28 protein-coding genes are annotated in these 24,659 nt (G+C 62.1%); 13 read left to right on the plus strand and 15 right to left on the minus strand.

All coding sequences use genetic code 11. The features are described 5' to 3' along the window. Positions 1-48 precede the first annotated feature (48 nt). Complete coding sequence (locus tag OIS50_RS01935) at positions 49-741, plus strand: NUDIX hydrolase (RefSeq protein WP_264692645.1); 693 nt, start codon at positions 49-51, stop codon at positions 739-741. A gap of 51 nt (positions 742-792) precedes the next feature. Beyond that, complete coding sequence (locus OIS50_RS01940; protein WP_264692646.1) at positions 793-1,275, plus strand: hypothetical protein; 483 nt, start codon at positions 793-795, stop codon at positions 1,273-1,275. A gap of 77 nt (positions 1,276-1,352) precedes the next feature. Here the strand turns inward: OIS50_RS01940 and coaD are convergent, their stop codons facing one another. The 5 genes from coaD to OIS50_RS01965 are packed head-to-tail and all read right to left on the minus strand — an operon-like array spanning position 1,353 to position 4,331. After that, the gene (gene coaD, locus OIS50_RS01945) at positions 1,353-1,820 is read right to left on the minus strand and encodes a pantetheine-phosphate adenylyltransferase (RefSeq protein WP_264692647.1); all 468 of its coding nucleotides are present in this window, start codon (positions 1,818-1,820) and stop codon (positions 1,353-1,355) included. 22 nt (positions 1,821-1,842) lie between these two features. Beyond that, positions 1,843-2,202 carry a four helix bundle protein gene (locus tag OIS50_RS01950; protein WP_319805314.1) on the minus strand — a complete coding sequence of 120 codons (360 nt, stop codon included), beginning with the start codon at positions 2,200-2,202 and terminating at the stop codon, positions 1,843-1,845. A gap of 20 nt (positions 2,203-2,222) precedes the next feature. Beyond that, positions 2,223-3,119: a DUF3822 family protein gene (locus OIS50_RS01955; RefSeq protein ID WP_264692648.1), complete on the minus strand. Its 897-nt coding sequence runs from the start codon at positions 3,117-3,119 to the stop codon at positions 2,223-2,225. 60 nt (positions 3,120-3,179) lie between these two features. Next, positions 3,180-3,683 (minus strand): NUDIX domain-containing protein, encoded by a 504-nt coding sequence (locus OIS50_RS01960; protein WP_264692649.1) that lies wholly within the window; start codon positions 3,681-3,683, stop codon positions 3,180-3,182. A 36-nt stretch (positions 3,684-3,719) separates the two neighbouring features. After that, on the minus strand, positions 3,720-4,331 hold the full coding sequence (locus OIS50_RS01965; protein WP_264692650.1) for a DUF4126 domain-containing protein: 612 nt from the start codon (positions 4,329-4,331) through the stop codon (positions 3,720-3,722). Between the two features lie 85 nt (positions 4,332-4,416). On the opposite strand from OIS50_RS01965, the gene OIS50_RS01970 reads away from it, so the two are divergent. The 4 genes from OIS50_RS01970 to OIS50_RS01985 all read left to right on the plus strand — a co-directional run bounded on the left by OIS50_RS01970 (position 4,417) and on the right by OIS50_RS01985 (position 7,624). Continuing rightward, entirely contained in the window at positions 4,417-4,875 is a 459-nt protein-coding gene (locus OIS50_RS01970) for a PaaI family thioesterase (RefSeq protein ID WP_264692651.1), read from the plus strand. 385 nt (positions 4,876-5,260) lie between these two features. Beyond that, complete coding sequence (locus tag OIS50_RS01975; RefSeq protein ID WP_264692652.1) at positions 5,261-6,706, plus strand: ATP-dependent DNA helicase; 1,446 nt, start codon at positions 5,261-5,263, stop codon at positions 6,704-6,706. A gap of 45 nt (positions 6,707-6,751) precedes the next feature. Beyond that, positions 6,752-7,018: a hypothetical protein gene (locus OIS50_RS01980; protein ID WP_264692653.1), complete on the plus strand. Its 267-nt coding sequence runs from the start codon at positions 6,752-6,754 to the stop codon at positions 7,016-7,018. A gap of 99 nt (positions 7,019-7,117) precedes the next feature. Then, complete coding sequence (locus tag OIS50_RS01985; protein WP_319805315.1) at positions 7,118-7,624, plus strand: DUF1573 domain-containing protein; 507 nt, start codon at positions 7,118-7,120, stop codon at positions 7,622-7,624. 78 nt (positions 7,625-7,702) lie between these two features. Here OIS50_RS01985 and OIS50_RS01990 read toward each other — a convergent pair whose 3' ends face one another. From OIS50_RS01990 to OIS50_RS02010, 5 genes are all read right to left on the minus strand, one after another. After that, positions 7,703-8,083 carry a DUF423 domain-containing protein gene (locus OIS50_RS01990; RefSeq protein WP_264692654.1) on the minus strand — a complete coding sequence of 127 codons (381 nt, stop codon included), beginning with the start codon at positions 8,081-8,083 and terminating at the stop codon, positions 7,703-7,705. Between the two features lie 100 nt (positions 8,084-8,183). Then, positions 8,184-8,861 carry a YggS family pyridoxal phosphate-dependent enzyme gene (locus OIS50_RS01995; RefSeq protein WP_264692655.1) on the minus strand — a complete coding sequence of 226 codons (678 nt, stop codon included), beginning with the start codon at positions 8,859-8,861 and terminating at the stop codon, positions 8,184-8,186. Between the two features lie 422 nt (positions 8,862-9,283). Next, positions 9,284-10,333, minus strand: coding sequence for a VWA domain-containing protein (locus OIS50_RS02000; RefSeq protein ID WP_264692656.1), 1,050 nt, complete (start codon positions 10,331-10,333; stop codon positions 9,284-9,286). 77 nt (positions 10,334-10,410) lie between these two features. Next, positions 10,411-11,379, minus strand: a complete 969-nt coding sequence (locus OIS50_RS02005) for a hypothetical protein (RefSeq protein ID WP_264692657.1) — start codon at positions 11,377-11,379, stop codon at positions 10,411-10,413. Beyond that, positions 11,379-12,302, minus strand: a complete 924-nt coding sequence (locus OIS50_RS02010; protein ID WP_264692658.1) for a DUF58 domain-containing protein — start codon at positions 12,300-12,302, stop codon at positions 11,379-11,381. Before OIS50_RS02010 ends, OIS50_RS02005 begins: the two co-directional genes overlap by 1 nt. A 50-nt stretch (positions 12,303-12,352) precedes the next feature. Here OIS50_RS02010 and OIS50_RS02015 point away from each other — a divergent pair, with 50 nt between their 5' ends. Beyond that, positions 12,353-12,712: a DUF4296 domain-containing protein gene (locus tag OIS50_RS02015; RefSeq protein WP_264692659.1), complete on the plus strand. Its 360-nt coding sequence runs from the start codon at positions 12,353-12,355 to the stop codon at positions 12,710-12,712. A 34-nt stretch (positions 12,713-12,746) separates the two neighbouring features. On the opposite strand, the gene OIS50_RS02020 is transcribed toward OIS50_RS02015, so the two are convergent. The 5 genes from OIS50_RS02020 to egtB all read right to left on the minus strand — a co-directional run bounded on the left by OIS50_RS02020 (position 12,747) and on the right by egtB (position 17,967). After that, a complete protein-coding gene (locus tag OIS50_RS02020; RefSeq protein WP_264692660.1) occupies positions 12,747-13,100 on the minus strand; it encodes a tRNA-binding protein in 354 nt (117 codons plus the stop codon). Between the two features lie 73 nt (positions 13,101-13,173). Then, positions 13,174-13,812, minus strand: coding sequence for a DUF922 domain-containing protein (locus tag OIS50_RS02025; protein WP_264692661.1), 639 nt, complete (start codon positions 13,810-13,812; stop codon positions 13,174-13,176). A 39-nt stretch (positions 13,813-13,851) separates the two neighbouring features. Beyond that, the gene (locus tag OIS50_RS02030; protein WP_264692662.1) at positions 13,852-15,231 is read right to left on the minus strand and encodes an MATE family efflux transporter; all 1,380 of its coding nucleotides are present in this window, start codon (positions 15,229-15,231) and stop codon (positions 13,852-13,854) included. 256 nt (positions 15,232-15,487) lie between these two features. After that, complete coding sequence (gene egtD / locus OIS50_RS02035; RefSeq protein WP_264692663.1) at positions 15,488-16,588, minus strand: L-histidine N(alpha)-methyltransferase; 1,101 nt, start codon at positions 16,586-16,588, stop codon at positions 15,488-15,490. A 56-nt stretch (positions 16,589-16,644) separates the two neighbouring features. Continuing rightward, the gene (gene egtB / locus OIS50_RS02040) at positions 16,645-17,967 is read right to left on the minus strand and encodes an ergothioneine biosynthesis protein EgtB (protein WP_264692664.1); all 1,323 of its coding nucleotides are present in this window, start codon (positions 17,965-17,967) and stop codon (positions 16,645-16,647) included. Positions 17,968-18,298: 331 nt separating this feature from the next. Between egtB and OIS50_RS02045 the strand changes: the two genes are divergently transcribed. The 6 genes from OIS50_RS02045 to OIS50_RS02070 all read left to right on the plus strand — a co-directional run bounded on the left by OIS50_RS02045 (position 18,299) and on the right by OIS50_RS02070 (position 24,517). After that, positions 18,299-18,694 carry a hypothetical protein gene (locus tag OIS50_RS02045; protein ID WP_264692665.1) on the plus strand — a complete coding sequence of 132 codons (396 nt, stop codon included), beginning with the start codon at positions 18,299-18,301 and terminating at the stop codon, positions 18,692-18,694. A 135-nt stretch (positions 18,695-18,829) separates the two neighbouring features. Then, complete coding sequence (locus tag OIS50_RS02050; RefSeq protein ID WP_264692666.1) at positions 18,830-19,120, plus strand: hypothetical protein; 291 nt, start codon at positions 18,830-18,832, stop codon at positions 19,118-19,120. A gap of 443 nt (positions 19,121-19,563) precedes the next feature. Further along, positions 19,564-20,631: an o-succinylbenzoate synthase gene (locus OIS50_RS02055; RefSeq protein WP_264692667.1), complete on the plus strand. Its 1,068-nt coding sequence runs from the start codon at positions 19,564-19,566 to the stop codon at positions 20,629-20,631. 59 nt (positions 20,632-20,690) lie between these two features. Next, positions 20,691-21,983, plus strand: coding sequence for an aspartyl protease family protein (locus OIS50_RS02060; protein WP_264692668.1), 1,293 nt, complete (start codon positions 20,691-20,693; stop codon positions 21,981-21,983). Positions 21,984-22,076: 93 nt separating this feature from the next. Then, positions 22,077-23,261 carry a lysophospholipid acyltransferase family protein gene (locus OIS50_RS02065; protein WP_264692669.1) on the plus strand — a complete coding sequence of 395 codons (1,185 nt, stop codon included), beginning with the start codon at positions 22,077-22,079 and terminating at the stop codon, positions 23,259-23,261. 251 nt (positions 23,262-23,512) lie between these two features. Further along, positions 23,513-24,517 carry an alpha/beta hydrolase gene (locus tag OIS50_RS02070; RefSeq protein WP_264692670.1) on the plus strand — a complete coding sequence of 335 codons (1,005 nt, stop codon included), beginning with the start codon at positions 23,513-23,515 and terminating at the stop codon, positions 24,515-24,517. Positions 24,518-24,659 lie beyond the last annotated feature (142 nt).

Genomic DNA, 24,659 nt, shown 5'->3' on the forward strand with positions numbered 1-24,659 from the left:
AGCCTGCCGGACGACCATCTGCTCCCATTTTCCTTCCGACTTGCCGCGATGAATGTTTTCATCAACGACATCCCAATAATCATCAAGAAGACCTCCGAAAAGGTCTACAAGCACCGCTACGACCTCATCCTAGGTCCCGAAGACGAGTTCATCTCGAAGGACCTGGTGGGCGATGTGCTGGTGCGCGACGTAACGCCGGCTTTTATCGACCGCATGCTGCGCCTGATGGAGGTAAAAAAGCTCAAGAAGCTTACCTCGCTCACGCTCATGGCGAAAAAGAAAAAGGCCCTCATCCTGCACCTCAAAGACCAGTTTAAAATTGCCAAGGCCGCTGGTGGTCTGGTAGTGAAAGACGGCTTGGTGCTCATGATTTACCGCCTCGGCAAATGGGATTTGCCCAAGGGTAAGCTTAAGAAAGACGAGGACCCGGCCGAAGGTGCGCTGCGGGAAGTAGAGGAGGAATGCAACATCAAGGTGGCCCTAGGCGACGAGCTGCCCAGCACCTGGCACTCCTACGCCTACAACGGCAACAAAATCCTGAAGAAAACCAACTGGTACATCATGCAGTGCCTCGATGATACCCTCATGAAGCCGCAGGCGGAGGAGTACATCGAAGAAGTGCGCTGGATGCAGCCCCAGGAGGCCCTCAAAGCCCTCGAAGAGTCGTACGCCTCTATTTCGTTGGTGGTGCGCCACTACCTGAGCGAGGTGGCCGGCGCGGCTACCGTAACCAACAAGTAGCCTTAGCCTGCCGGGGCGGCCGCACTGGCTCCGGCTTCATGCGTGTAGCTTATGCGTTCAAGCCGTTCGTGCTTGCTGATGCTGGTGTTATTGGTATGCGCGGGTGCTGCCTGCACCCGCACTACCCCGGCCATCGAAAGGGATGCCGCACCGCCTGCGCAAGCCAAGCCCGTGACCGGGCTAAACATGCCGGCTCTGGTGGGGCGCAACATCGACGAAGTGCGCCAGGTGCTGGGCAAGCCCCGCGAAGCGGAGGCGGCTTCGGTAGGTGCCGAGCCTACCGCTAAGCAGCTGCGCACCAACCAGGCCGACGAATGGCTCAATACCTTTGACTACCAAGGCGCCACGGTTGTAGCCACTTTTAATGCCCGCACCCGCAAAGTGCGCGACCTGGTGTTGCTCGGTACCAACGAAGACGAGTTGATGCGCCGTGGCAACCTCGACTTGGTAAGCGACACTTATTTGGTGCTGCCTGTACCGAACCCCGCCGAACCGTCGAAAATCACGGGAATTCGGGTGCTGGCCCGCAAATAGATGGGTCAACCCATGCCTGCCGCGGAAGTAACCTAGGTTGCTTCCGCGGCAGGCATGGGTGAGAAGATGTTCAGGGCCTAGGGTTGTTGGGCCGGGGGCATCTGGAATGGCACGAAGTCATCGACGTTGCCACCAAAGCGGTGAATTTCGCGGATGATGGTGCTGCTGATGGCGGCCAGGGCAGGGGAGGTAATCAGGAAAACGGTTTCCAGCTCGGGGTTTACGTGGCGGTTGGCCTGCGCAATGGTGTTTTCGTACTCGAAATCGGTGGTGTTGCGCAGCCCGCGCAGCAGAAACCTAGCACCCGTTTCGCGCGCGAAGTCGGCCGTGAGTCCCTTGTAGGCCTGCACCGACACGCGCGGCTCGTCGCGAAACACCTCGTTGATGATATCAACCGTTTGCTCAACCGGCAGGTAGCGCGTTTTGCTGCTGTTGTTGCCAATGGCAATGATGATGTGGTCGAACAGCTCGGCGCCGCGCCGCACCACATCGAGGTGGCCGTTGGTAAACGGATCGAACGAGCCGGGAAATAGGGCAATGCGCATTGGGTTAATTAATAATTATGAATTAGTAATTATTAATTGTTGCTCTTGGTGCTGACCAGAATGCGGGTGATGATTTTGCCAAGCTCATTGATATCCGAAAAAAGGGAAAGATGGGAGTCGGAAGAAAATCGTTGTCGTGCAGTAGCCGCAACCAGTAGTTGGTTTCGCGGGCTTCTTTTGCCGCGATGGTTAGTTTATGAACAAAATCGGCGCGGGAAGCTGCTGCCAATGCTTCTTCCACGTTTGCCCCGATTGACGTACCGCTCCGCAAAAGCTGTTTCGACAATACATACTCCCGGTGTTCGGCCACCAGGTACCGATATGCCTTCACAATTCGGGAAGCAAAGGCATACGATTTCGTCTGAATAATATTTTCACGCATTACTAATTACTAATTATTAATTACTCGCAGAGGTGCAGGCTGTACAGCTCGAAGTAGCGGTACTCGAACACGTCGTTGAGGCGGTAGCTGTAACTAAGGTCGTAGGGGCGGTTGCCGAAGCGCACGTTGCGGATGTACTTGCGCAGCACCGAAAACAGCTCCGAGTCGTGCATCAGGTCGCCGTACACGGCCACGGGGTCGTCGTCGGGGTTCAGGCCCAGCTCCTGCATCACCAGGATGACGTAGTAAATGAAGTCCTCGGCGGTGCTGAAGCTGAACACGTTGCAGAACAACGGGCGCTTTTCGCGCACTACGGCAATGGTAAGCTCGTGCGGGCCCACGCTCAAAAACAACCTAGGCGGGCCCTGTCGCTCGCTTTGGTGCACTACGCCTTCGAGCAGGGCGCTGGTTTGATGGAGCAGCTTTTGTTGCGGGTAGGTGCGTTCAAACCAATCGGCCAAGGCCTTTTCAACCGAAAATACGCTTACCACCTCTCGGTTGGGGTGCAGAAAGCGGCGCACTACCTCGTGTTGCGCATCGAAGCGGTGGTGCAGGCGCAGGTATGCCGCCTCGTCGCCGTCGCGGAAAAGCGGAGCGGGCAGCAGCGTGAAGTGGCGGTTTTGCACGGCCAGGCGCACGCGGTTCCAGCCCTGCAGGCCAACCAGGTCGTGGTGGCTGGCCAGGGCTTGCAGCTGCCCGGCCAGCGAGGTAGCAGGCTCGGGGGCGTAATCCTCGAGCACCACAAACTTGTTGCGGCGCACGTCGGCTACGCCTACGCGCAGGCCGTGGGCCCCGGCAGTCAGGTACAGGTTGTAGCCCGCCAGGTTAGCGGTATCGAGGGTTTCGTCGCGCAGGCGGTGCAAGGCTGTAGGCAAAGCCGCAGCGGCAACGAAATCGGCAGAATCGGCGTGAGACACAGGCGGCACAGCAGAACTAATATCTGCTAAAGGTAAGCAGGCCGCCGTTTTGTGCCGCAATTAGCGCAAGCGGAGTTGCGGAATATACGCGTCGTCGGCGCTGATGAGGTCGCGCAGAATGGGGTGCACTTGCCGCGGCGGCAGCTTCACCAACTCGCGCGGCGTAAGCCAGGCCAGCTGCGTAAGCAGCTGCCTGTCGGGGTGGTGCTCGGGGTCGGAACCTAGGCGCGGCAACGCTTTGGGGTTGGTGGGCAGCACCTCAAAAAACATTTCGAGGGCTTGCAGCCGGTCGCCGTGGTACTCGTGCAGGTGCAAAAAGCGGCCAACTTGCACTACCAGGCCGGTTTCTTCCCGAAACTCGCGCACCACGCCTTCGCGTAGGGTTTCGCCAAACTGCCATCCGCCGCCCGGCGGCGACCAAAACGGCTCGTCGTTGGCCAACAGGCCGCGGTGGGCAGTCAGGAGCAACGAACCATCGTGCACCAGCAGGCCACAAACGCGCACGCGGGCGCGTTCGGTGTAGGCGTGCAGCAACGATTCGGGCGAGGCAGAGGAAACAGGCATAGGTGCGGAAAGCGGAGCGGTAACAGGCCCCTAAACCTATGAAATGCCCGTATGGTTGGGGCTGCCGGCCGAAAAATTTGCCTGCCTGCGCCGCCGCAGGCGGCGCAACCGGCTGCCGATGAATACGATAGCGGCAATAGCTGCCCCCGCTACCAGCAAGGGCAAAAGCAGCCCCAGTACCGAGCCTACCACGGCCAACGTATTTTCGATGGTGGCCAGCACGGGGTTGCCCAGGCCGCCGGTAGCCGCCGTAGAGCCCGCCCGCAGCACGGCCGTGCCGGTTTGGATAATTCCTGCTGTACCGCCGCCCACCAGCACCCCCAAACCCCAGCGCAGCACTGGGTTTAGCTCGGGCAAAGCGGCCGTCATCAGCAGCGTACCGGCCACAAACGAGGCCGGCGTGGTGAGCGAATCGAGCAGATTATCGACCACCGGAAAGTAATAGGCCAGCATTTCGGCCAGGGTGGCGGTGCTCAGCACACCTAGGGCGGCCCAAGTGCCCAGCCACGCAAACCCCGGCGACGGCGCCAGGTAGCCGGTGCGGTAGGCAATGCTGGCCGCCAGCAACGGCACAAACACCCGAAAGCCGCTGCACGCCGCCAAAGCCAAGCCCAACGCGCCCGAAATAAGGTAATCCGACAGGTTCATGATTATCAGCAGTGAAGCCTGCGAAAAGATACGCGCTTTGGCTGCCAATTGGCACGGGCAAACCTAGGGCGGTACCTTTGCGGCAATGTCTACTTCGCCTACCACTGCCCCCACCGACGACCTCACGGCGCGTATTCGTCGCAAGCTGGAGCGCCAGCACTTTATGCACCTTATTGGTGCCGATATCACGACCATCGAGCCAGGCCGCGTGCAGGCCGAACTCGACCTAGGCACGCAACACCAGCAGCAGCGCGGCTTTGCCCACGGCGGCCTCGTAGCCACCATGGCCGACCTTGTGGCCGGGTTTGCCGGCGTTACGCTCATCCCCGACGACCACGGCCTCGTTACGGCCGAGCTGAAGGTAAGTTACCTGCACCCCGGCCTGGGTGATAAGCTGATTGCCACTGGCTGGGTGCTGAAAGGCGGGCGCCGGCTGCATTTCTGCGAAGCAGAAGTGCGGGCATTTGGCGGCCAAAACCCCGAAGAGGGGTTGCTAATTGCCAAGGCCACAGCTACAATGGCCGTGGTAGAGCCAGCCGCCTAGGAGCCGGAGTTGTGAAAAGGCTTATTTCCTCGGCATGGGCCAACTGGGTGGTGTTGCTGTTGTACTTAATAGCGGCTGTAAACGCCTTTGGAGCTGTTAACACGGCCGTAAGCCTGAAGTACGAAACGAACGGCCCACCCGAGTGCATTTCGCTGGTAACGGGGCGTAACTTGTGTGCCGACCTGCAGTTCTGCAAGTACATGGCCCTGGCATGCTTCGGGCTTGGCTCCGTGCTGTTGGCGGGGCGGCTTTACGCGCTTGTTTGGGGCGCACCGAAAAAGCCAAGTGCATAGGCCCAAGCAGCCGTGCAGCTTGGCAAATATCGCATCGGCATCGAATGCGCTTGCTCAATCTTTTGTTCTGCTAGCTGAGTTATAAGTCTCGAATGCTGACGACAAGAATACCCTCTGTTCGCAACTATTTTCCCTACGAGCCCACCGAAGATCAATCGTATCTGTTTGGGCAGCTCGATGGGTTTTTGAAAGACCAACTGCCCGGCCGGAAGGTTTTTTTGCTGCGCGGCTACGCCGGTACCGGCAAAACCACGGTGGTAAGCGCCTTGGTAAAGTGGCTCGACAAAATGGGCCGGAAGTACGTGCTGATGGCGCCCACGGGCCGCGCGGCCAAGGTAATGTCGCAGTACTCGGGGGTGCCAGCCAGCACCATTCACAAGCGCATTTACCGTAAGTCGGGCGGTTCGGAGAGCATGGCCTTTGCGCGGCAACCCAACCGCTCCGGCGAAACCATCTTCATCGTCGACGAAGCCTCGATGATTTCAAACGAGAAGTCGTTTGGCGAAAGTGCTTTGCTCGACGACCTGCTCGGCTACGTGTTCGAGAAAACCACCAACCGCCTGCTGCTCATCGGCGATACGGCCCAGCTGCCGCCGGTGGGCCAAAGCATTAGCCCCGCCCTCGACCCCGGCGTGCTGGCTAGCTCGTACCGCTGCCGCGTGGAGGCCGCCGAGCTGCGTCAGGTAATGCGTCAGGCTGAGTCGTCGGGTATTCTGATGAACGCCACCGTGCTGCGCGAGGAGCTGCGCGATGCGCAGGAAGCCACGCCCGGTTCGGCGGAGGCTTCGCCCAACATTCAGTTTGTTACCAAAGGCTACCCCGACATCTACAAAATGGGCGGCGACAAGTTGGAGGACGGCTTGCGCTGGGCCTACCGGCACTACGGCCACGAGAACACCACCATTATCTGCCGCTCCAACAAAAACGCCAACCAGTACAACCAACTGATTCGGCGCACCTTGTTTGATGCCGAAGACGAAATTGAGGCCGGCGACTACCTGATGGTGGTGCGCAACAACTACACCTGGCTGCCGGCCGAATCGGAAGCGGGCTTTTTGGCCAACGGCGACTTTGTGGAGGTAACCAAAATTGTGCGGCGCATGGAGGAGTTTGGCTGCCGCTTTGCCGATGCCCGCCTGCGCCTCGTCGACTACCCCGACGAGCCCGAGCTAGAAGCACGCTTGCTGCTCGATACCCTGCACACCGAAAGCCCCGCTTTCCCGGCCGACCGCTCCAAGGCGTTGTACGAAGCCGTAAGCGAGGATTACTCTCACCTGACTACCAAGAAGGAGAAAGCCGCCGCCATGCGCGCCGACCCGTACCTGAACGCCCTGCAGGTGAAGTTTGCCTACGCGCTTACCTGCCACAAGGCGCAGGGTGGTCAGTGGCCCGCCGTGTTCGTCGACCACGGTTTTCTGAAGGAAGACATGATCAATGCCGAGTTTACGCGCTGGCTGTACACGGCCGTTACGCGTGCCTCCGAAAAGCTCTTTTTGCTGAATTTCAACGCCAAACTTGTCGACGGAGGCGCGGAATGAATTGGGCAGGGCAGGTGTTGGGGTAGCAACTTGTAACTGCCCCGCATGAAGCTTGCTTGCGCCCTAGGTATCGGTTGTTGGTTGTGGCTGGGCAGCGCTCAGGTAGCTACGGCGCAGGTGCGGACGCCGCGCAAGGCCGCGCCGCCTGCTGCCGCCCGCAGCAACATGCCCTCGGTGTGGCGCAACCAACCCGCCCCCGAGGCCCGGCAGCAGCTGCCGCTTTCGCGGCAGGATAAGCAAGCCTACGAAAACTGCCCCGACCCCAAACGCTACGCCCGCAAACACCGCCGCCGAATGGTACGCATCTGGTAGCTTTGCCCGAGGCAGCTGCCCGCAATTGGTCCGATTGTTGGCTAGCGGCGCGAAAGGCTTAACTTGAATTACCCTCCAACTCTTACTGTCACCCGCAACATGAAAAAGGCACTTGCTCTGGCGCTGTCGCTCTCGTTGGCCGGCTTCGCCGCTCAGGCTCAAACCCCCGCGGCTCCCGCACAAGCCGCTACTGCCAAGGCAAATGGCCCAGCCATCAGCTTTACCGAAATGAAGTACGATTTCGGCAAAATCAAGCAGGGCGACGTGGTAGAGCACACGTTCAAGTTCAAGAACACGGGCACGGCTCCGCTGGTAATCTCGAACATCGGCACCAGCTGCGGCTGCACCACTCCTGACTGGACGAAGGACCCCATCATGCCAGGCAAAACCGGCAGCATCACGGCCAAGTTTAACTCGGCCGGCAAGCTGGGCATGCAAAACAAAGTCCTGACCATCGAGTCGAACGCGGCCGGTGGCAGCACCATGGTTTCGCTGGTAGGCGAAATTCTCGACCCGGCTGCAGCCCCTGCCGAAACGGCCGTGGAGGCCAAAACCAAGACCAAGGAAACCGAGACCAAAACCAAGGTAAAAGCCAAGAAGTCGTAACAATAGCCTGGCTGATAAACACAAAGGCCCGGTTGGCAGCTGCCAACCGGGCCTTTGTGTTTTTTGCTTTGCGGCTACCTAGGCGAGGCGCATGGCCGCTACGGCCAGCATCACCCAGCCAATGATAAACAGCACCCCGCCAATGGGCGTAATGGCGCCCAGCCACCGCAAGCCGGTGAGGCACAGCAGGTACAACGAGCCGCTGAATATGATGATACCGCCCAGCCACAGCCAAGCCACCGTACCCAGGCTAACCGCATCGGGGCGAACGAAGCGCAGCACACCTAGGGCCATGAGGGCAAGGGTATGATAAAACTGGTAGCGCACCGCCGTTTCGAAGGTTTCGAGGCGGCCGGTAGCCTCGAGGTGCGCCTTAAAGGCGTGGGCCCCGAAAGCACCCAGCGAAACCCCCAGGGCACCCAAAATGGCAGCGGTGATAAGGATGAGGCGAGCATTCATGCAGCAGAAGTATGTAATAAGCTAATGGCGGGGAGCCGTGCAAAGGTAAGCCGCTTTTAGCGGGCAACGCCCGGAGCCTGGCTACCGCCGAGGTTGCAACCTAGGCCGGGTAGGCGCGGTGGCCGAAGATGGCGCTGCCCACCCGGATGAGCGTGCTGCCCTCTTCGATTGCCAGGCGGTAGTCGCCGCTCATGCCCATCGATATTTCGCTGAACTCTTGGTTGTTGGCAAGGAGCTCGGCCTTCAGCCGCTCGAAGTAGCCGCGCAGCGTGCCGAACTCCTGGCGCAGCTTGCTTTCATCATCGGTGTTGGTAGCAATGCCCATTACGCCGGCAATGCGCACGTGCTGCAGTTGCTGCACCGCCGCGTCGCGCAGCATGGCTTCGGCCTCCTCCCACGACAACCCGAACTTGGTTTCTTCGTCGGCGATGTGGAACTGCAGCAGCACGCGTATCTGGCGCTGGTGCCTGGCCGCCTGGCGCTCCACTTCCAGCAGCAGCTTCAGGCTATCGATGCTCTGGATGGTGTGTACAAACGGGGCGATGTACTTTACCTTGTTGGTTTGCAGGTGCCCGATGAGGTGCCACTCGATATCGGCGGGCAGCGCAGGCTGCTTGGCCGTAAGCTCCTGCACGCGGTTTTCGCCAAACAGCCGCTGCCCCGCGTCGTAGGCTTCCTGGATTAGCTCGACGGGGTGGGTTTTGGACACGGCAACCAGGCGGCAGCGGGTACCGGTTAGCTCTTGCTGGAAAGCACGAATGTTATCAGCTATCGACATGGCGGCAAAGGTAGGGTGTGGCACCGAGTGGCACTCGGTGCTGGCGCCGCAGGCGCCAAGGCGGGACCGGGCTATGCGGCCCATAATGCGCGGCACCGCAAGGTCTCACACTGGCGCGAGTCTTAGCGCCTTCGGCGCGCGACTCGTGCCCAAACATGGAGGGGAGTCTCTGACTCCCGTGCCGTGAACGAGGCGGCCTAGGTGCTTTTCTTACTGGAAACATCAGGCAGCCCAAGCCGGCAAGCCGTTATGGTGCGTTATGGTGACGGGAGTCTGGAGACTCCCCTCCATGCTGCGGCACGAGTCGCGCGCTTCGCGCTAAGACTCGCGCCAGTGTGACTGCGCGGCCACGACCCAAGCGGCCCGCTCCCGCCTTGGCGCCTGCGGCGCCAGCACCGAGTGCCACTCGGTGCCACACGCGGTTAGTCTTCCATGGCGCTTACCATAAAGGTGTTTTTCAGCCCGAGCCACAGCAGCCACAGGCCAATGCACCAGTACAGGTAAAAGCGGTAGTAATCGTGGGTGTTGCGGTAGCGCGTCAGCTTTACCTCGGTTTTCTCGAGCTGATCGATTTGGGCGAATACGCGCTGCAAGGCCGAGTTATCGGTGGCCCGGAAAAACTGGCCCGCGCCGGCCTCGGCAATCTGGCGCATGGTGGTTTCGTCGAGGCGGGTTTCCACGAACCTGGGGCGACCTTGCTCGTCGCGGCCGTAGGGCACGGTGCCGTCTTTGCCCAGGCCAATAGTGTAGAGCTTCAGCCCGAAAGCGTGGGCGAGCTGCGCGGCCGTCAGCGGGTCGAGCGAGCCGGCGGTGTTTTCGCCATCGGAGAGGAGGATGCACACCCGCGAGCGGCCCGGCGAGTTGCGCAGGCGGTTGGTGGCCACGCCCAGAGCGGTGCCAATGGCGGTGCCGTCGGTGGGGATCAGGCCCAGGCGCAAGTTGTTAAGCTCTTCGTTGAGCAGCTCGTAGTCGGTGGTGAGGGGCAGTACGGAGTAAGCGTCGCCGGCAAACGCCACCACGCCGATCCGGTCGCCGCGGCGGCCGCGCACAAACGCCTGCGCCATGCGCTTGGCCGCTTCCAGGCGGTTGGGCTGAAAATCCTGCAGCTCCATGGAGGCCGACACGTCGACGGCCAGCACGATATCAATGCCGCGGCCCGATTGCTCCACGCGCTCGTCGGTGCGTTGGGGGCGGGCCAGGGCCAGCAAGCCCATCATCAGGCTAAGCGCCAGCACCAAATCGGGCACAAAACGCAGCAACGAGCTCCAATGGCTGCGGGCCTGCCCCCGCACGAAGGCCACGCCGAGCTTACGGCGGCGGCGCTGGGCCAGGGCTTCGCGCAGCAGAAACAGCAGTGGTACAGCGGCCAGCAGCAACAGCACCCGGGGGTAAGCCCAGGTGTAGCTGGTGAGGGTGGAGTAGCGGAGCCCATCGAACGCCGGTACTACTACTTGCTGCCAAAACTGCTCCATGCAGCCGGAAAGTTAAGCAGAAGCATTGGCAGCACCGCGGCGCCCTAGGTGCCATTGGGCCGAAACCGCGCCGGCACCTAGGCGCCGCGCAGCGACGCGGTGCGCACCAATTGGTAGCGGCGGTCGGCAAAGCGGCGGAGCAGCTCCAGGGCGTGGTCGGTTTGCTCGGCGGCTTCGTCGGGCAGCTGGTTGCCGTAAATCATGCGGTCGGAGAGGCGCAGGGCCGTGGCCACGTCGGAGTCGCCCTGGTAATGGGCTACAATCTCGCGGGTGGTTAGGGTATTCAGCGAGTTGCCTTCGAGGCGGGCCAGGTAGTTTTTCCAGAGCGTGATGGAGCGCTCCATGTTGGCGAGCGAGCGGCTCAGCTGAAAACGCTCCAAGTGGCGGGCGTACTGCGCCATAAAATACACGTGGTTGCGGGCCATGCGGTAGCGCCGGTAGCGCTGGCGCAGGTTGCGCCCAAACGTCCACCAGATTACGCCCGCTACGGCCAGTACCGCCAGAGCCCCGGCAATCCAGTAGGGGTAATTAAACAGCGGCTCAACGGGCAAAGGGCGCAAATCCTGTCGCAGCGGGGGCAGGTCGGCGCCGGGGGCCACGGTGGGGGCGGTGCGTACCAACCGCACGGCGGCGGGCGCGGCGTACAAGAGCACGGTGTCGCGGCCGCGCAGCACCGTTACGGGCACTTGCAGCTGCTGCACCGAGTCGAGCGAAAACGTGCGCAGCGTGTAGCGGCACCGGTCAAGACTGATGCCGTTGCGGGTGCGCGTGGGCCAGTACTCGCGCCGCACGTACTCAAACGGCTTAAACCCGGCCGTGGAATCGGGAAAAACGACATTGAGCGCGGGCTCGTGCCGGAAGGTCAGCTCAAACTCCACCAACTCGCCAACCCTCGCCGCAGGGCGCAGAAAACGGCCTTTCGGCAGCGAGTCGGGCACGGAGGCGGGCGGGGTGGCAGGTGCCTTTGCCGGGGCTTGCGCACCGGCACCTAGGGCGCCGAACAGCAACCCCAGCAGCCACAACCAACGAACTACGCGCAGCTGCATCAGGAAGCGGGCGAAGCCTGAGGTTGAGCGCCGCGGCGGTTGCGCAGGCGAAACAAATTGAGCAGCTGCGGCACGTAATCGACATCGGTAGCGATGCTGAGAAACGACGTGCGGTGGCGGCGGCAAATCTGGCCGATTTGCTCGCGGTTTTGCTCGTAGGTAGCGCGGTAGCGTGCCCGCCACGCCTTGGAGGAGGTATTTACCCACACGGTGCGGCCGGTTTCCTCGTCGCGCAAGGGCACAATACCCAGGGGCGGAAACTCCTGCTCGCGGCGGTCGTGCAGCTGCACCACAATCAAGTCGTGCTTGCGGGCCAGCATGGTCAGCTCGCGTTCGTATTCGGTGTCGATGAAGTCGGAGAGGAGCAGCACGAGGCTCCGGCGCTTCAGCAGACCCAGGGCCTGCCGGATGCCCGCGGCCACGTTGGTGCCGGGGCTCTGCGGCTCCAGCCCGAACACCGATTTGATAAGCGCATAAGCGTGGCGCAAGCCTTTGCCGGGCGGCAGGTACAGCTCCTTCTGATCGGAAAAAGCCAGTACGCCCAGCTGGGCATCCTGCCGCGCCGCCGACAGGGCCAGAATGCCGCAGATTTCGCGGGCCACATCGAGCTTGCGGCGGCCTTCGGCCCCCACGCGCTGCGAGCGGCTCACGTCGAGCAGCAGCAGCACCGATTGCTCGCGCTCCTCCTTGTACGTTTTCACGAAGGTGCCGTGGCCTTTGGCCGTTACGGCCCAGTCGATGGCGCGCACTTCGTCGCCGTACTGGTACAGGCGCACCTCGTCGAACTCCAGCCCGGTGCCCTTGAACACCGAGTGAAAGTCGCCCTGCAGCTGGGCATCCACCACCTTGCGGATGCGGATTTCGAGCTGGCGCAGGCGCCGCAAAATGCTTTGAAGGGAGTTGTCGGGGCTGGGCTGACTCATGAGCGGTGGCTAAAATAACGCGTTGGAACCGCAGCTGTTATTTTTGGGCCGTGAAGAATCCTCTGATTGTATTCGTTTTGTTGCTGAACACGCTGCTGTTCAGCCAGTGCGACCGGCCCGAAGAGCCCGCGCGCCCCGCCCAATTGTTGCCCCGCGACAAGATGGTGCGCATACTCGTGGATTTGCACCTGACTGAAGCCCGCGTAGAAAACGCCGGCACCACCCCCGATTCGGCCCGCGCTTTGTTTCTGCGCGAGTCGAAGAACCTGTACCGCCGCCACAACACCACCGAGCCAGTATTCCGGCAAAGTATGCGGTACTACGCCATCCACGGCAAGGACCTGGAGGAGATTTACGGCGTGGTGATTGACAGCATCAGCGCCCGCGAGGTAAAGCTGCCGCGGCAGTAACCCGACGGTAGCCCACGCTACACGCGTTGCCGCCTTACGCCAGGCGGCTGCCGTTGGGCACGGGGCCGGCCAGCGAAGCCAGCACAATATGGCCTTCGGCATCGGGGGCGCCGGTTACCAGCACCTCGGAGCGGAACGGGCCGATTTGTTTTGATGGGAAGTTAACCACGCAAAGCACCTGCCGGCCCACGAGGGTTTCGGGGGTGTAGTGCCTGGTAATCTGGGCACTCGACTTCTTCAGGCCTAGCTCGGGGCCTAGGTCGAGGAGCAGCTGATAAGCCGGCTTGCGCGCTTCGGGGAAGGGGCGGGCCTCCACAATGGTGCCCACGCGGATATCCACGCGCTCGAAGTCGGACCAGGTAATTACAGAAGGTTGTTCGGCTGACATGGCCGCAAGGTACGCGGGGCAGTTGTAGCGCGGAACCGAAGGTCGGCGTAGCCAACGGATTTGCGCGCCGCGTTTATTGGCCGCCGCTGGTGCTGGCTGCCGTAGCCTCGGGCGCGGCAAAAGCCTGCAACTGCGTGAGGCGCTGCTGCACCTGCTCGTGCCAGGCTTTTTGCTTTATCAGGTTCAGGCCGTGGTTGGTTTCTACGTCGTAGCGTTGCTGCTCGCGCTGCCAGGCCGTAATGGCCACCTTCATCAGGTTGTTGAAGGCCGGTTGCAGCCGCTCGCAGTCGAACTTGATGGTTTGCAGGCGCTGGCGCAGCATGCGGGCGTGCACCTCCGTGAGGTCGAAGTGTACTTGCTCGTGGTGGAGCAGGGCGGCCGAAGCGGTTTGCGGCGCCTTCACCCACGATTCAGTAGGCGTGAAGGTGGCCTGCACGTTGGCTGAGAAAACGTAGTCTTTGCAGCCAATTTGCGCGCCAATGTTGGCCGTGGTAAGGGCGTGCAGCGGATCGGCGGTGTTGGGACGGGCTTTGAAATCGGCCCAGGTAAGCGGGCGTTTGGCCGACCAGGCCAGTAGCTCGGGCTTGGCTTGGGCGGCGGGCTGTTGCTGCTGCACCGCGGGTTTGGGAGCTACCTGCTGCTGGGCAGGTGCGGTAAACGGAAGCGCCAAAAAAGAACGCAGAAGCAGCGGGAAGAGCAGCAGATCGAGCATAAATCGAAACCTAGGAAAGCGAAGCTACGTACTGCCGCGCTAACGCGCGAGCACGGCACTTTCGTTCATTGCCGAACCGGCCACGGGAGCAGCTTGCGTTTCGCGGGCGAAGCGGCGTAATAAGATAGCAGCTACCGACGAAAGGCCCACCAGCAGGCCCACCCAAACGCCCTGCGCGCCCCAATCGAGCCAAAAGCCGAGCACGTAGCTGAGCGGCAGCGCCAGCACCCAGTAGGAAAGCAGGGCCACCAGCGAAGGCACCTTCACGTCTTCGAGCCCGCGCAAGGCACCCAGGCCCACCACTTGCAGGCCATCGGAAATCTGGAACAAGGCCGCAATCAGCAGCAGACTAGCCGCTTGGGCCACCACGGCCGGGTCGGAATTGTAGAAAAGCGGGACGTAATGACGGGCCACCACCAGCAGCAGCCCGCACGTTGCCATGAACAGGAAAGTGAGCAGGTAGGCCGTGAAGCCCGCCCGGCGTGCCCCGGCCAGGTCGCCGATGCCGCGCAGGTTGCCCACCCGAATGGTGGCCGCCGTGGCTACGCCGCTCACGGCCATAAACGTTACCGAGGCTACGTTGATGGCAATTTGGTGGGCGGCCTGCGTGCTGGCGCCCAACCAGCCCGCCATGATGGCCGAAACGCTGAACGCGCCTACCTCAAACACCAAATGCGCCCCAATGGGCAAGCCGATATCGAGCAGCCGGCGCTGAATGTGCCACTCGGGCTGCCAGCTGACGATGGCCTCGCGGTAGGGGCGCAGGCGCCCGGCGCGCAGCACATACGCCGCCATGAGCGCGGCCATAATTACGCGAGCAATGAGGGTGGCCCAGGCGGCGCCCATCATGCCGAGGTTGGGGGCGCCCAGGCGGCCGTACACGAAAGCGTAGCACAGCACGGCATTTATCACGTTGGCCAGTACCGACAGTATCATGGCCTGGCGCGTGAGGCCCAGGCCTTCGGCAAACTGCCGGAAACCCTGAAACACCATCAGCGGAATGAGCGACAGGAACATGACGCGCACCCACGGCGCGGCCAGCGCCACCACCTCGGCTGGTTGGTTCAGGTACTTCAGCAATGGCGTAATCAGCCAGCCCAAGCCGGCCAACGCTACTCCCGCAACCGTGCTCATGATTACGCCGCCCGTAAGCAGCTGGCCCAGGCGGGCAATGTCGCGCTGGCCATCGGCGGCCGCTACCAGGGGCGTAATGCCCATCGAAAGGCCCATACCCAGCACCATCAGCAAAGTGGTAACGCTTACGCCCAACGAAACCGCCGCCAGCGGCACCGTGCCGGTGTGGCCCACCACCATGCTGTCGACCACATTCACGAGCACGTGGCCCAACTGGCTGAGCATTACGGGGTAAGCAAGCAGCAGAGTGGGGCGGATGTGCGGGCGCAACGAAGTCAGAGCCATAACCAAAGCGAGTAAGCGAACCACAAAGGTAACCACCCGGCCGGCTCCCTAGGTGGCGAGCGGGCCGGGCAGCAGCTACGCAATTGGTTGGGGCGGCGTTAGCAGTGCGGGAACGACTAAGCCGGAATGTAGCGCGGGCTTTAGCCCGCGTTGGCCTGAACGAAATCTTAGGGCGAAACCGTGCAGGACCAACCGTTCAGGCCAACGCGGGCTGAACCGCAGGAAGGCGTAGCCAAGCCCGCGCTACTGCGCGCAGTTAGCCCTGCGGCGCGAAGAGCACGTCGGCAAACCACTGTTGCTCGTCGGTGAACACCTGCTGCACCGCCAACCCCGCGGCGGCACCTAGGGCCTCAATTTGTGGCAGCGTGAACTTGTAGGAGTTTTCGGTATGGATCGTCTCCCAGGCGGCAAATGCAAAGCTGCGACCTAGGGCCGCCACGTGCACCTGCTGCGCCCGGCGGCTCACGAGGTACGAGCGGATAACGCCCACCTGCGGGTCGTAGTCGGTAAAATGCTCCCACTGCCCTAGGTCGAAATCGGCGCCCAGCTCGCGGTTGAGGCGCGTGAGCAGGTTCAGGTTGAACGCGGCCGTTACGCCTTGGGCGTCGTCGTAGGCGGCGCGGATCTGGCGCGGGTTTTTTTGCAAATCGAACCCGATGAGCAGGCGGTCGTTGGGGGTGAGCTGGCTGCTGAGCGCACGCAGGAACTGCTGCCGGGCCTCGGGATGAAAGTTGCCGATGTTGGAACCCAGGAACAGCACCGCTTTGCGGCCTGCCTGCGTGCGCATCTGGGTCAGGGCTGCCGCGTATTCCGCCACCAACGGTTGCACCTGCAGCGCGGGCATTTCGTGGCGCAGGCTGCTGGCTAAGCCCTCCAGGGCCGAAGCCGAAATGTCGACGGGCGCATAGACGACATTTGTGCCCGTATCGAGCAATTGGCGCAGCAGAATTTTAGTTTTCAACCCGTCACCGGCGCCGAGCTCCAGCAAGTGAAAAGCGTCCTCGTTTTCCGGGGTTAAAGCCGTGCAAATAGCTTCGCGGTGTCGGGTAAGCAGCTGAAACTCGGTGCGGGTGGGGTAATACTCCGGCAGCTCCATGATCTGCTGGAACAAGCGGCTCCCGGCCTCGTCGTAGAAATACATCGACGACAACGCCCGCTGCGGTTTGCTGAGGCCCTCGAGCACGTGCTGCGCTAGTTCATTGTTCGTTGCTCGGTTTTCGTTGTTTGTTGTCCGTTGTTCGCTTTCCGACTCGGGTTTGTCGTTGTGCAACGCTGGTTGCGCTTGGGTTACGGCTGAAGCATCAGCAGCCAACGGGCTGGCGGCCGGGCCGGAAACAGAAGAAATAGGTGCAGACATAAATGCAGAAAAGCCGAAAACGAAAAACGAACAACCAATAACGAACAACGAGAACCCTACCGCACCAGCCGGATGCCGGTGTACTGCCAGCGCTTATCGGGATGGAAGAAGTTGCGGTAGCTCAGCCGAATGTGGCTTGCGGGCGTAGCGCACGAGCCACCGCGCAGCACCATCTGGTTGATCATGAACTTGCCGTTGTACTCGCCCAGGGCGCCGGGCGCTTTCTGATAGCCGGGGTAGGGGTGGTAGGCCGAGTACGTCCACTCCCAACAGTCGCCGAGCAGCTGGTGGCACTGCGTGGGGTCGGCGGAGGCGGGCACGGGCGTTGGGTCGAAGCGGTTGCTTTCCAGAAACTGAGCCGCCCCACCATCGGGCGCAAAGTGCCGCGCCGCCAGCTCCCACTCCTGCTCGGTGGGCAGGCGCGCCCCGGCCCAATGCGCGTAGGCATCGGCCTCGTAAAAGCTGACGTGCGTAACGGGTGCGGCCGGGTCGAGGGGCTGCAGGCCGTGGTGCGTAAAGCGGTGCCAGCTGCCATTGGGCTGCTCCACCCAGTACAGCGGCGCCTGCCAGCCTTGCTGCTGCACCAAATCCCAGCCTTCGCCCAGCCAGTACCGGAAATCACGGTAGCCGCCGGCCTCCACAAACTGCAGGTATTCGGCGTTGGTAACCAGGCGGTTTTGCATCTGAAAAGCCTCCACGTACACCGCGTGCGCCGCTAGCTCGTTATCAAAGCAAAAGCCGGGAGGGTCGCCGGCTTCGGGCTGGTAACCGATGGTGCCTAGGCCGCCGGGTACTGGCAGCCACGCCGGAGCCGGGGCGGCCACCGTTGCGGGCAGCACTGCGTTCGGCTCGCCCCAGTAGGAGGGCGCCAGCGGGTTGGTGCTGAGGATGTATTTGATGTCGGTAACGAGCAACTCCTGGTGCTGCTGCTCGTGCTGCAGGCCCAGCTCCAGCACTTCGGCAAAGGGGGCATCGGCCACGGTGGGGTACGGCGCCAGCAGCTGCTGCATGTGCTCGTCGACGTAGGCGCGGTAGGCGTACACATCAGCCAAAGGCGGGCGCGACAGGGTGCCGCGGTCGGCGCGGTTTACGCGCGACCCCAGCGAGTTGTAGTACGAGTTGAACAAGTAGGCGTACTGCGGGTGGTACACGCGGTAGCCGGGCAAGTGCTCCTTCAGCAGAAACGTTTCGAAAAACCACGTGGTGTGGGCCAGGTGCCACTTGGGCGGGCTCACATCGATAATGGGCTGCACCACGGTGTCTTCGGGCAGCAAGGGGCGGCACAGCGCCTCGGTTTGGGCGCGCACGGCGGCGTAGCGTTCGGCAACGGTGGCAGCGGCACTAACCGCGGGAGGGGCTGAAGCGGCAACGGAAGACATAGGCTGCAGGAACAGGAAACGTGGGCTAGCTACGGGAATACGGCCAACGGCGGCCTGATACGTAAGCGAATTACGGGCGGATTGTTGGGGATAAATATCTGGTTTGTAGTATGTATTAGTGGATAAATATATCCAGAAAATACTTGGCAAAACTCAACCCGAGGCGGGGGCGGGCGTACACAAAAGCCCGCCGCAAGGCCGGTGGCTGCCCCGCTTTGGGCCGCCGTTGGTGCGGCGCCCGCCTAGGTGGTAGCTGCGGCAATCGGCCGCAGCAGCGCTGGGCTTTGGGGCCGTATTTGTGACTCACAACCATCACCTAACCGCATTTCCCATGGCTAATAATCAGCAAGGCAAACGCAGCCAGAACGACCCGAACGCCCCGCAAAACCAGGGCGATAAGCAAAGCATCCAGTCGTCGGACCAGGCGCAGCACATGGGCTCTACCGACCAGAACAGCTCCATTCAGAGCGGGGTGTCGGGCATTCCGAGCCAGATGCACGTGGGCGCCGACCGCGGCGACGACCTCGAAGACCAGGTAAACACCACCATGACGAGCGGCATGGGCCAGAACCGCGAAGGCGAAGGCCAGAACCAGAGCCGCCCCGGCAACTTTGGCACCAGCCCCTCGCAGAAAGGCGGCGAAAGCCGCAGCGGTGGCGACACCGGCAGCGGCATGGGTACGCAAAGCGACCAGAACGCCACCAGCGGCAACCGCCGCAACGGCTAAGCCCTAGGTGCCTACCGGCAATAATTGCCCACTGCCCCTGCAGGCCCCGCTTGCAGGGGCAGTTGTGTAACCGATGGGTTCCGGATTGGCGTATGCTCATCAGCACCCGATGTTCAACCACACTCCCGATTAATCATGGCAGAGCAACAGCAACCCAACTCGCAACACAACCTGCGCGAGGATAAAATTGAACAGAACACGCCCGGCAGCCAGAGCAGCAGCGGCATGAGCGACCAAATCAACGACTCGTTGGTGGAAGCCCTGGAGCGCGAAAAACTGCAGCGCGGCGAAGACCTCGACGTGCCGGCCGATGCCCTGGGTGGCGTGGCCAACAACCAAGCCCAGGGCCGTGCCACCGAGGACAACCAGCCCGGTTCGCCTATCAATCGCGACCCGGAGGCCACCACGGGGCCGGTGATTGATTAAAAGGGCCTTAGTGGTGCCTCACCCCCCGGCCCCCTCTCCGTAGAGAGGGGGAGCCACGGCGGCGCGGACGTCAGCAACATCAGCAACGATTGCGGGGCCGCCGAACTTTGGGTTCGGCGGCCCCGCCGCGTTTCCGGCACCTAGGGCGTGTAGCGCGGAAATCCGTTCCGCGACGCGCCCGAAGGCGCGTATGTCCGTAATGCGCGGTTTCAGATACGCGCCTTCAGCGCGTCGCAGAACCGAAGGTCGGCGCAGCGAACGGATTTCCGCGCTACACCGGGGCGGCGGCGAAGGCGCCAGCCGCAGCCGCCGCAATCGTTGAACGAAATCGTTGCTGACGCCTGGCTCCCCCTCTCTACGGAGAGGGGGCCGGGGGGGTGAGGCCCTTTGCCCGCTGCACCAAGCCATCCTACTTTTGAGCCACCCACATTCGCCCACTCCGCATGCCCCTACAGCTACGATACTCGCACCGTGCGTTGCGCTTCAACTTTCCGGCCCGCACCTCGCGCGGCGCGCTTACCGAGCACGTAGCCTGGTACCTGCACCTTTCCGATGACGACTCAGGAGTTGAAGGCATAGGCGAGGCGGCTCCGCTGGCCGGACTCAGCCCCGACCACCGCCTCGACTTTGAAGGCCGCCTGCAACGGCTGTGCGAGGAGTTCAACCACCTAGGGCTTGCCGAGGTACCGGCCAACTGGCAGGAGCTGGTAGAGCCCGAATGGCCTGCGCTGCGCTTCGGCCTCGAAACGGCCCTGCTCGATTACCAGGGCGGCGGCCGCCACCAATTATTCGATAATGCCTTTAGCCGCGGCGAAGCGGGCGTACCCATCAACGGCTTGGTTTGGATGGGCGACGCCGCGTTTATGCAGGAGCAAATCCGGAAAAAACTCGGCGAGGGCTACCGCTGCCTGAAAATGAAAATCGGCGGCATCGACTTTGATACCGAGCTGGCCCTGCTGCGCAGCATTCGGGAGGTGGCCAGCCCCGCCGAGCTGGTGCTGCGCGTGGATGCCAACGGTGCCTTTGCCCTGCCCGATGCCCAACGCAAGCTCGAGCAGTTGGCCGCGTTCGGGTTGCACTCCATCGAGCAGCCCATAAAAGCCGGGCAGTGGCAGGCCCTGGCCGAGCTATGCCGCACCTCGCCCGTGCCCATCGCCCTCGACGAAGAGCTGATCGGCGTAACCGACCTAGGGCAGCAGCGCCGGTTGCTGGAGCAGGTGCAACCGGCCTACGTGGTGCTCAAGCCCACGCTGCTCGGCGGCCTGGGTGCTGCGGGCCAATGGATTGCCGAGGCCACTCACCGCAACATTGGCTGGTGGATGACCTCGGCGCTGGAATCCAACGTAGGCCTGAACGCCATCAGCCAATACACGGCCCAGTACCCCATGGCCGATTTTGCTCAGGGCCTGGGCACCGGGCAGTTGTACCACAACAACGTGCGCAGCCCGCTGCAGGTAGCAGGCGGCTATTTGCACTACAACCCCTTGGGTAGCTGGGAGGAGCCCCGCTAAAACATGTGGTTGCGGGGCGGAATATTTTGTATCTTATTACGCCCCAATTCTTCAGCCCCATGGCCTCGTCAAGCCCGTGTCGTTGTCCGTTGCTTGGCCGCGTGCGGCTTTGGGTGCTGGCCTGGTTGGCAGGGGTGGTTGTAGCGGCCTGGGCACCTAGGGCCGGCGCGGCACAAACCACGTTGTTTAAGCTCACGCAGAGCAAAAGCACCAGGTGCCGCCTGCCGTTTACGCTGCAGCGCAACCTTATTGTGGTGCCCGTAATGCTCAACGGCCGCGGGCCCTACTACTTCATGCTCGATACGGGCGTGGGCACCTCGCTGATAACCGACCCCGGCCTGCGCGATTCGCTCGATTTACGCCTGGGCCAGCGCTTTTTGGTGGCCGGGGTAGGCGAGGAGGCCCCGTTGGTAGCCTTTCAGACCGATAGCGTGCGCGTGCAGCTGGGCGACAAAGCCTCGTCGCCCAGCATTTCCTTTCTGCTGCTCTCCGACGATGTTTTCGACCTCTCGAGCTACGTGGGCCAGCCTATTCACGGCATTTTGGGGGCCGATGTCTTCCGCAGCTTTGTGGTGGAGGTGGATGCCGAGGAGCAAGTGCTCATCCTGCACGACCCTACCCGTTTCCGGGCGCCGCGCGGCCGCCGCTGGACGCACCTGCCCCTCGATATCGAAGGCGATAAATCGTACATCAACACCGAGGTGGCCCTCAACGACTCGGTGCGCATGCCCCTCAAGCTGATTCTGGATACCGGCGCCGGCCACGCGCTTTCCATCGAAACCAGCTCCGATGCCCGCCTTACCCTGCCGCCCAAGCGCCTGCGCACGCACCTGGGGCGCGGCCTCAGCGGCGATGTGCACGGCTACCTGGGGCGCGTGCAGGGCCTGCAGCTGGGCCGCTACTACGTCAATTCGCTTATCACCTCTTTCCCCGACGACAAGGCCGTGCAGGCCAAAGTGAACGTGCCCCGCAACGGCAACGTGGGTTTCGAGCTGCTCAAGCGTTTCAACGTCATCATCGATTACCCGCACAACAAGCTGTGGCTGAAGCCAAACGGCCTGTACCGCGACCCGTTTGAGCACGATATGTGCGGCCTGGAGCTGCTGGCCACCGGGCCGCAGTACCGCCGCTACGTGGTGCAGCGCGTGGAGCCCGGCTCGCCGGCCGACAACGCCAACATAAAGCCGCGCGACGAGATTTTGTCGCTTAACCTGGCCCCGGCCGAGTCGTTTTCGCTCACGCAGCTCAGCCGCCTGCTGCACTCGGCCGATGGCCGCGAGCTGATCCTGTTTCTGCGCCGGCCCGACGGCGAAATCTACGTGGCGCGCATTACCCTGAAACGGCAGATTTAAGGCACCATGACCACGAATCGGCCAAACGCGTATCTTGGGTTCAACCCCGGCGCCTTCGGGGGCTTCCACCAGCTTCGTAGTGCCCCCGCCCCGATGTCCTCGGCCACCGTTTCTGCCGCCTCTACCCAGCCGCCTAGCTCGGCAGCCATCCGGGCCAATCAGCGCATCTACCACGATCATTACGACCCGGACTTCGTTCGCGCCCTCGACGAAAACATCCTGCAGCTGCTCGACCGGGTGTGGTTCCGCTCCGAGCTGGTGGGCTTTGAGGAGCACTACCCCGAGCGCAACAACCCGCACCGGCCGCTCATTTTCTGCTCCAACCACTCGGGCATGGCTTTCCCCTGGGATGCCATCGTGGCCCTCTCGCACCTCTACCGCCGGGTAGCGCACAAGTCCGATTTGCCCCGGCCGCTGTCGGCGCCGCTGCTCAGCCAATCGGCCCTGATGAACCCCTTCCTGCTCCGCGACTTCTGGAAGCGGGCCGGCTGCGTGGATGCCACCACGCTGAACTTCGAGACGATGATGTACTACAACGACCACAACCTGATGCTGTACCCCGAGGGGGTACCCGGCATCGGCAAGGGGTTCAACCGGAAGTACCAGTTGCAGCGCCTCGCCAGCAGCATCGTGCGCCTCAGCATTCAGCACAACACCGATCTGGTGCTGTTTTCCACCGTCAACGGCGAGTACCTCAACCCCGGCGCTTATAGCTGGGATTGGCTTAACCACCTGAGCAAGAAAATCGGCATTCCGTTTTTGCCCGTCACGCTGCTGCTCATCGGCATTATCCTGCAGCCCTGGATGTTTTACATGGCCTTTCCGGCCAAGCTCACCTTTGTGCTAGGCAGCCGCATGCGCCCCGCCGATTGGGTTGATAAACCCTTTGAGGAGCTTACCCGCGAAGACTTTGTAGTCCTGACGGAGCGCGTGCAGCAGCAAATGCAGCTGGAACTCAACGATGCCGTGGCGCGCTACGGCCAGCAGCCTTACCGCCTAAGCGAGCTGTGGCAGCGCATGAAAGAGAACTGGCGCTACTTCCCGTTCTTCCTGCCGCCGTTCTGGCCCATGTTGTTTCACGAGTTCGAACGGCAATATTCCAAGAACGGCCGCAAGCAGTTTCGGCTGCGGCTCGCGGGGTTTGGTACCACGCTGCGGCTGCTGTGGCGCAATCCGTTTGTTATCAATTTCTTTATACCGATCCTGGGCTGGATACCTATTGCTATCCGGGGATACTACAAAAACCGCATCGGCCAGAAACTGCCCGGCCAGCGGTAGCAGCTACGCCAAAGCGGGCGAGCTATGTCAGTAGAAAATTTCTAAGAACGCAGGAGCTGGCATTAGCTTCAAAATACGCTATATTTTCAACTCCGCCCGAACGGGTTGCGTACTCAGCGTAGCGTTTGCTTTTGAGTACCCAAGCGCGGTTCCGAGTTACATAGTAGTCAGTTAAGCTCCTCGCATGCAAGTCCGCGCCCCGGGCTTGTCCGCTCCGCTCGCACTGCGCTTCCTACCTGCATTTCCCCACCATGCCTTCCTTTCAGCATCAGCTGGTCAAAACCTTGCTTTCGGCCGCAGCCGGGCCCATTGCCCGTCGGCGGCCTGCCATCAATACCTTGCGCCTGGGCCTGGAGCTAAGCACGTTGCTGCAGTTTATGCCCTGGAACGTGCACTTCGAGCGGGCCGATACGGGCACTACCGGCGTGGTAGCCGAGTGGATTGAGCCCGACGGCGCCGATTGCCGCCGCGTGCTGCTCTACCTGCACGGCGGCGCCTACGTAATGGGCTCCCTCAACACGCACCGGGGTTTTATTGGCGCCTTAGCGCAGCACTGCGGCCTACGCGCCCTATCGGCCGATTACCGCAAAGCGCCTGAGCATCCTTTTCCGGCTGCTTTGCACGATGCCGCCGCCGCCTGGCACTGGCTGCTTAGCCAAGGCTACCGCCCGCAAGATGTAATCCTGGCCGGCGACTCGGCCGGTGGCGGCTTGGTGCTGGCGCTGATGCTGTACCTGCGCGAGGCCGGCTTGCCCCAGCCCGCAGCTGCCTTGTGCCTTTCGCCCTGGAGCGACCTAGCCATACCGGGTAGTGCCGCCAACAACTCAGGCAAATTGCCCGACGAGGCCAAGCTGGTGGAGGCCCTCGAGATAAAAGCCTGGGGCCGGCAATATGCCGGCACTACGCCGCTTACGCACCCCATGCTCTCGCCCTTGTTTGCCGAGCTGCACGATTTGCCCCCGTTGCTGCTGCAAGTATCCGATGGCGAGTTACTCTACCCCGATACCCTGGCCTTGGCCGCCAAAGCGCGTGCAGCCGGTGTTCCCGTAACCCTCCAAACCTTCGAGGGGCTGGTGCACTGGTGGCACTTATTTTGGCGCACCGTGCCCGAGGCCAAAGTGGCCTTGCAGCGGGCTGCTGGCTTTGTGCAAGGCGTGTGGCGTGCCCAGGCCGCTGCCGAGCAGCTGCTGGCCCCAAAGCACCTAGGCGCACGGCGGCCGAAAGTCGTTCGGCCGGTGGCCAGAGCGGCGGCCTAACTGGCTTCAAATACCCGAGTTAATGGTTGAGAAAAATCATGCAAGAAATTGGTGCTCAATCATCCGCGAATATTTACCTTTTCGTAGGTTTGTGACAGGTAGTCGGCATGCATACTACTTTGGGTTTGCCTCACCAGCCGCG

The sequence above is a fragment of the Hymenobacter sp. YIM 151858-1 genome (assembly GCF_025979705.1).
Taxonomy (GTDB): Bacteria; Bacteroidota; Bacteroidia; order Cytophagales; family Hymenobacteraceae; genus Solirubrum.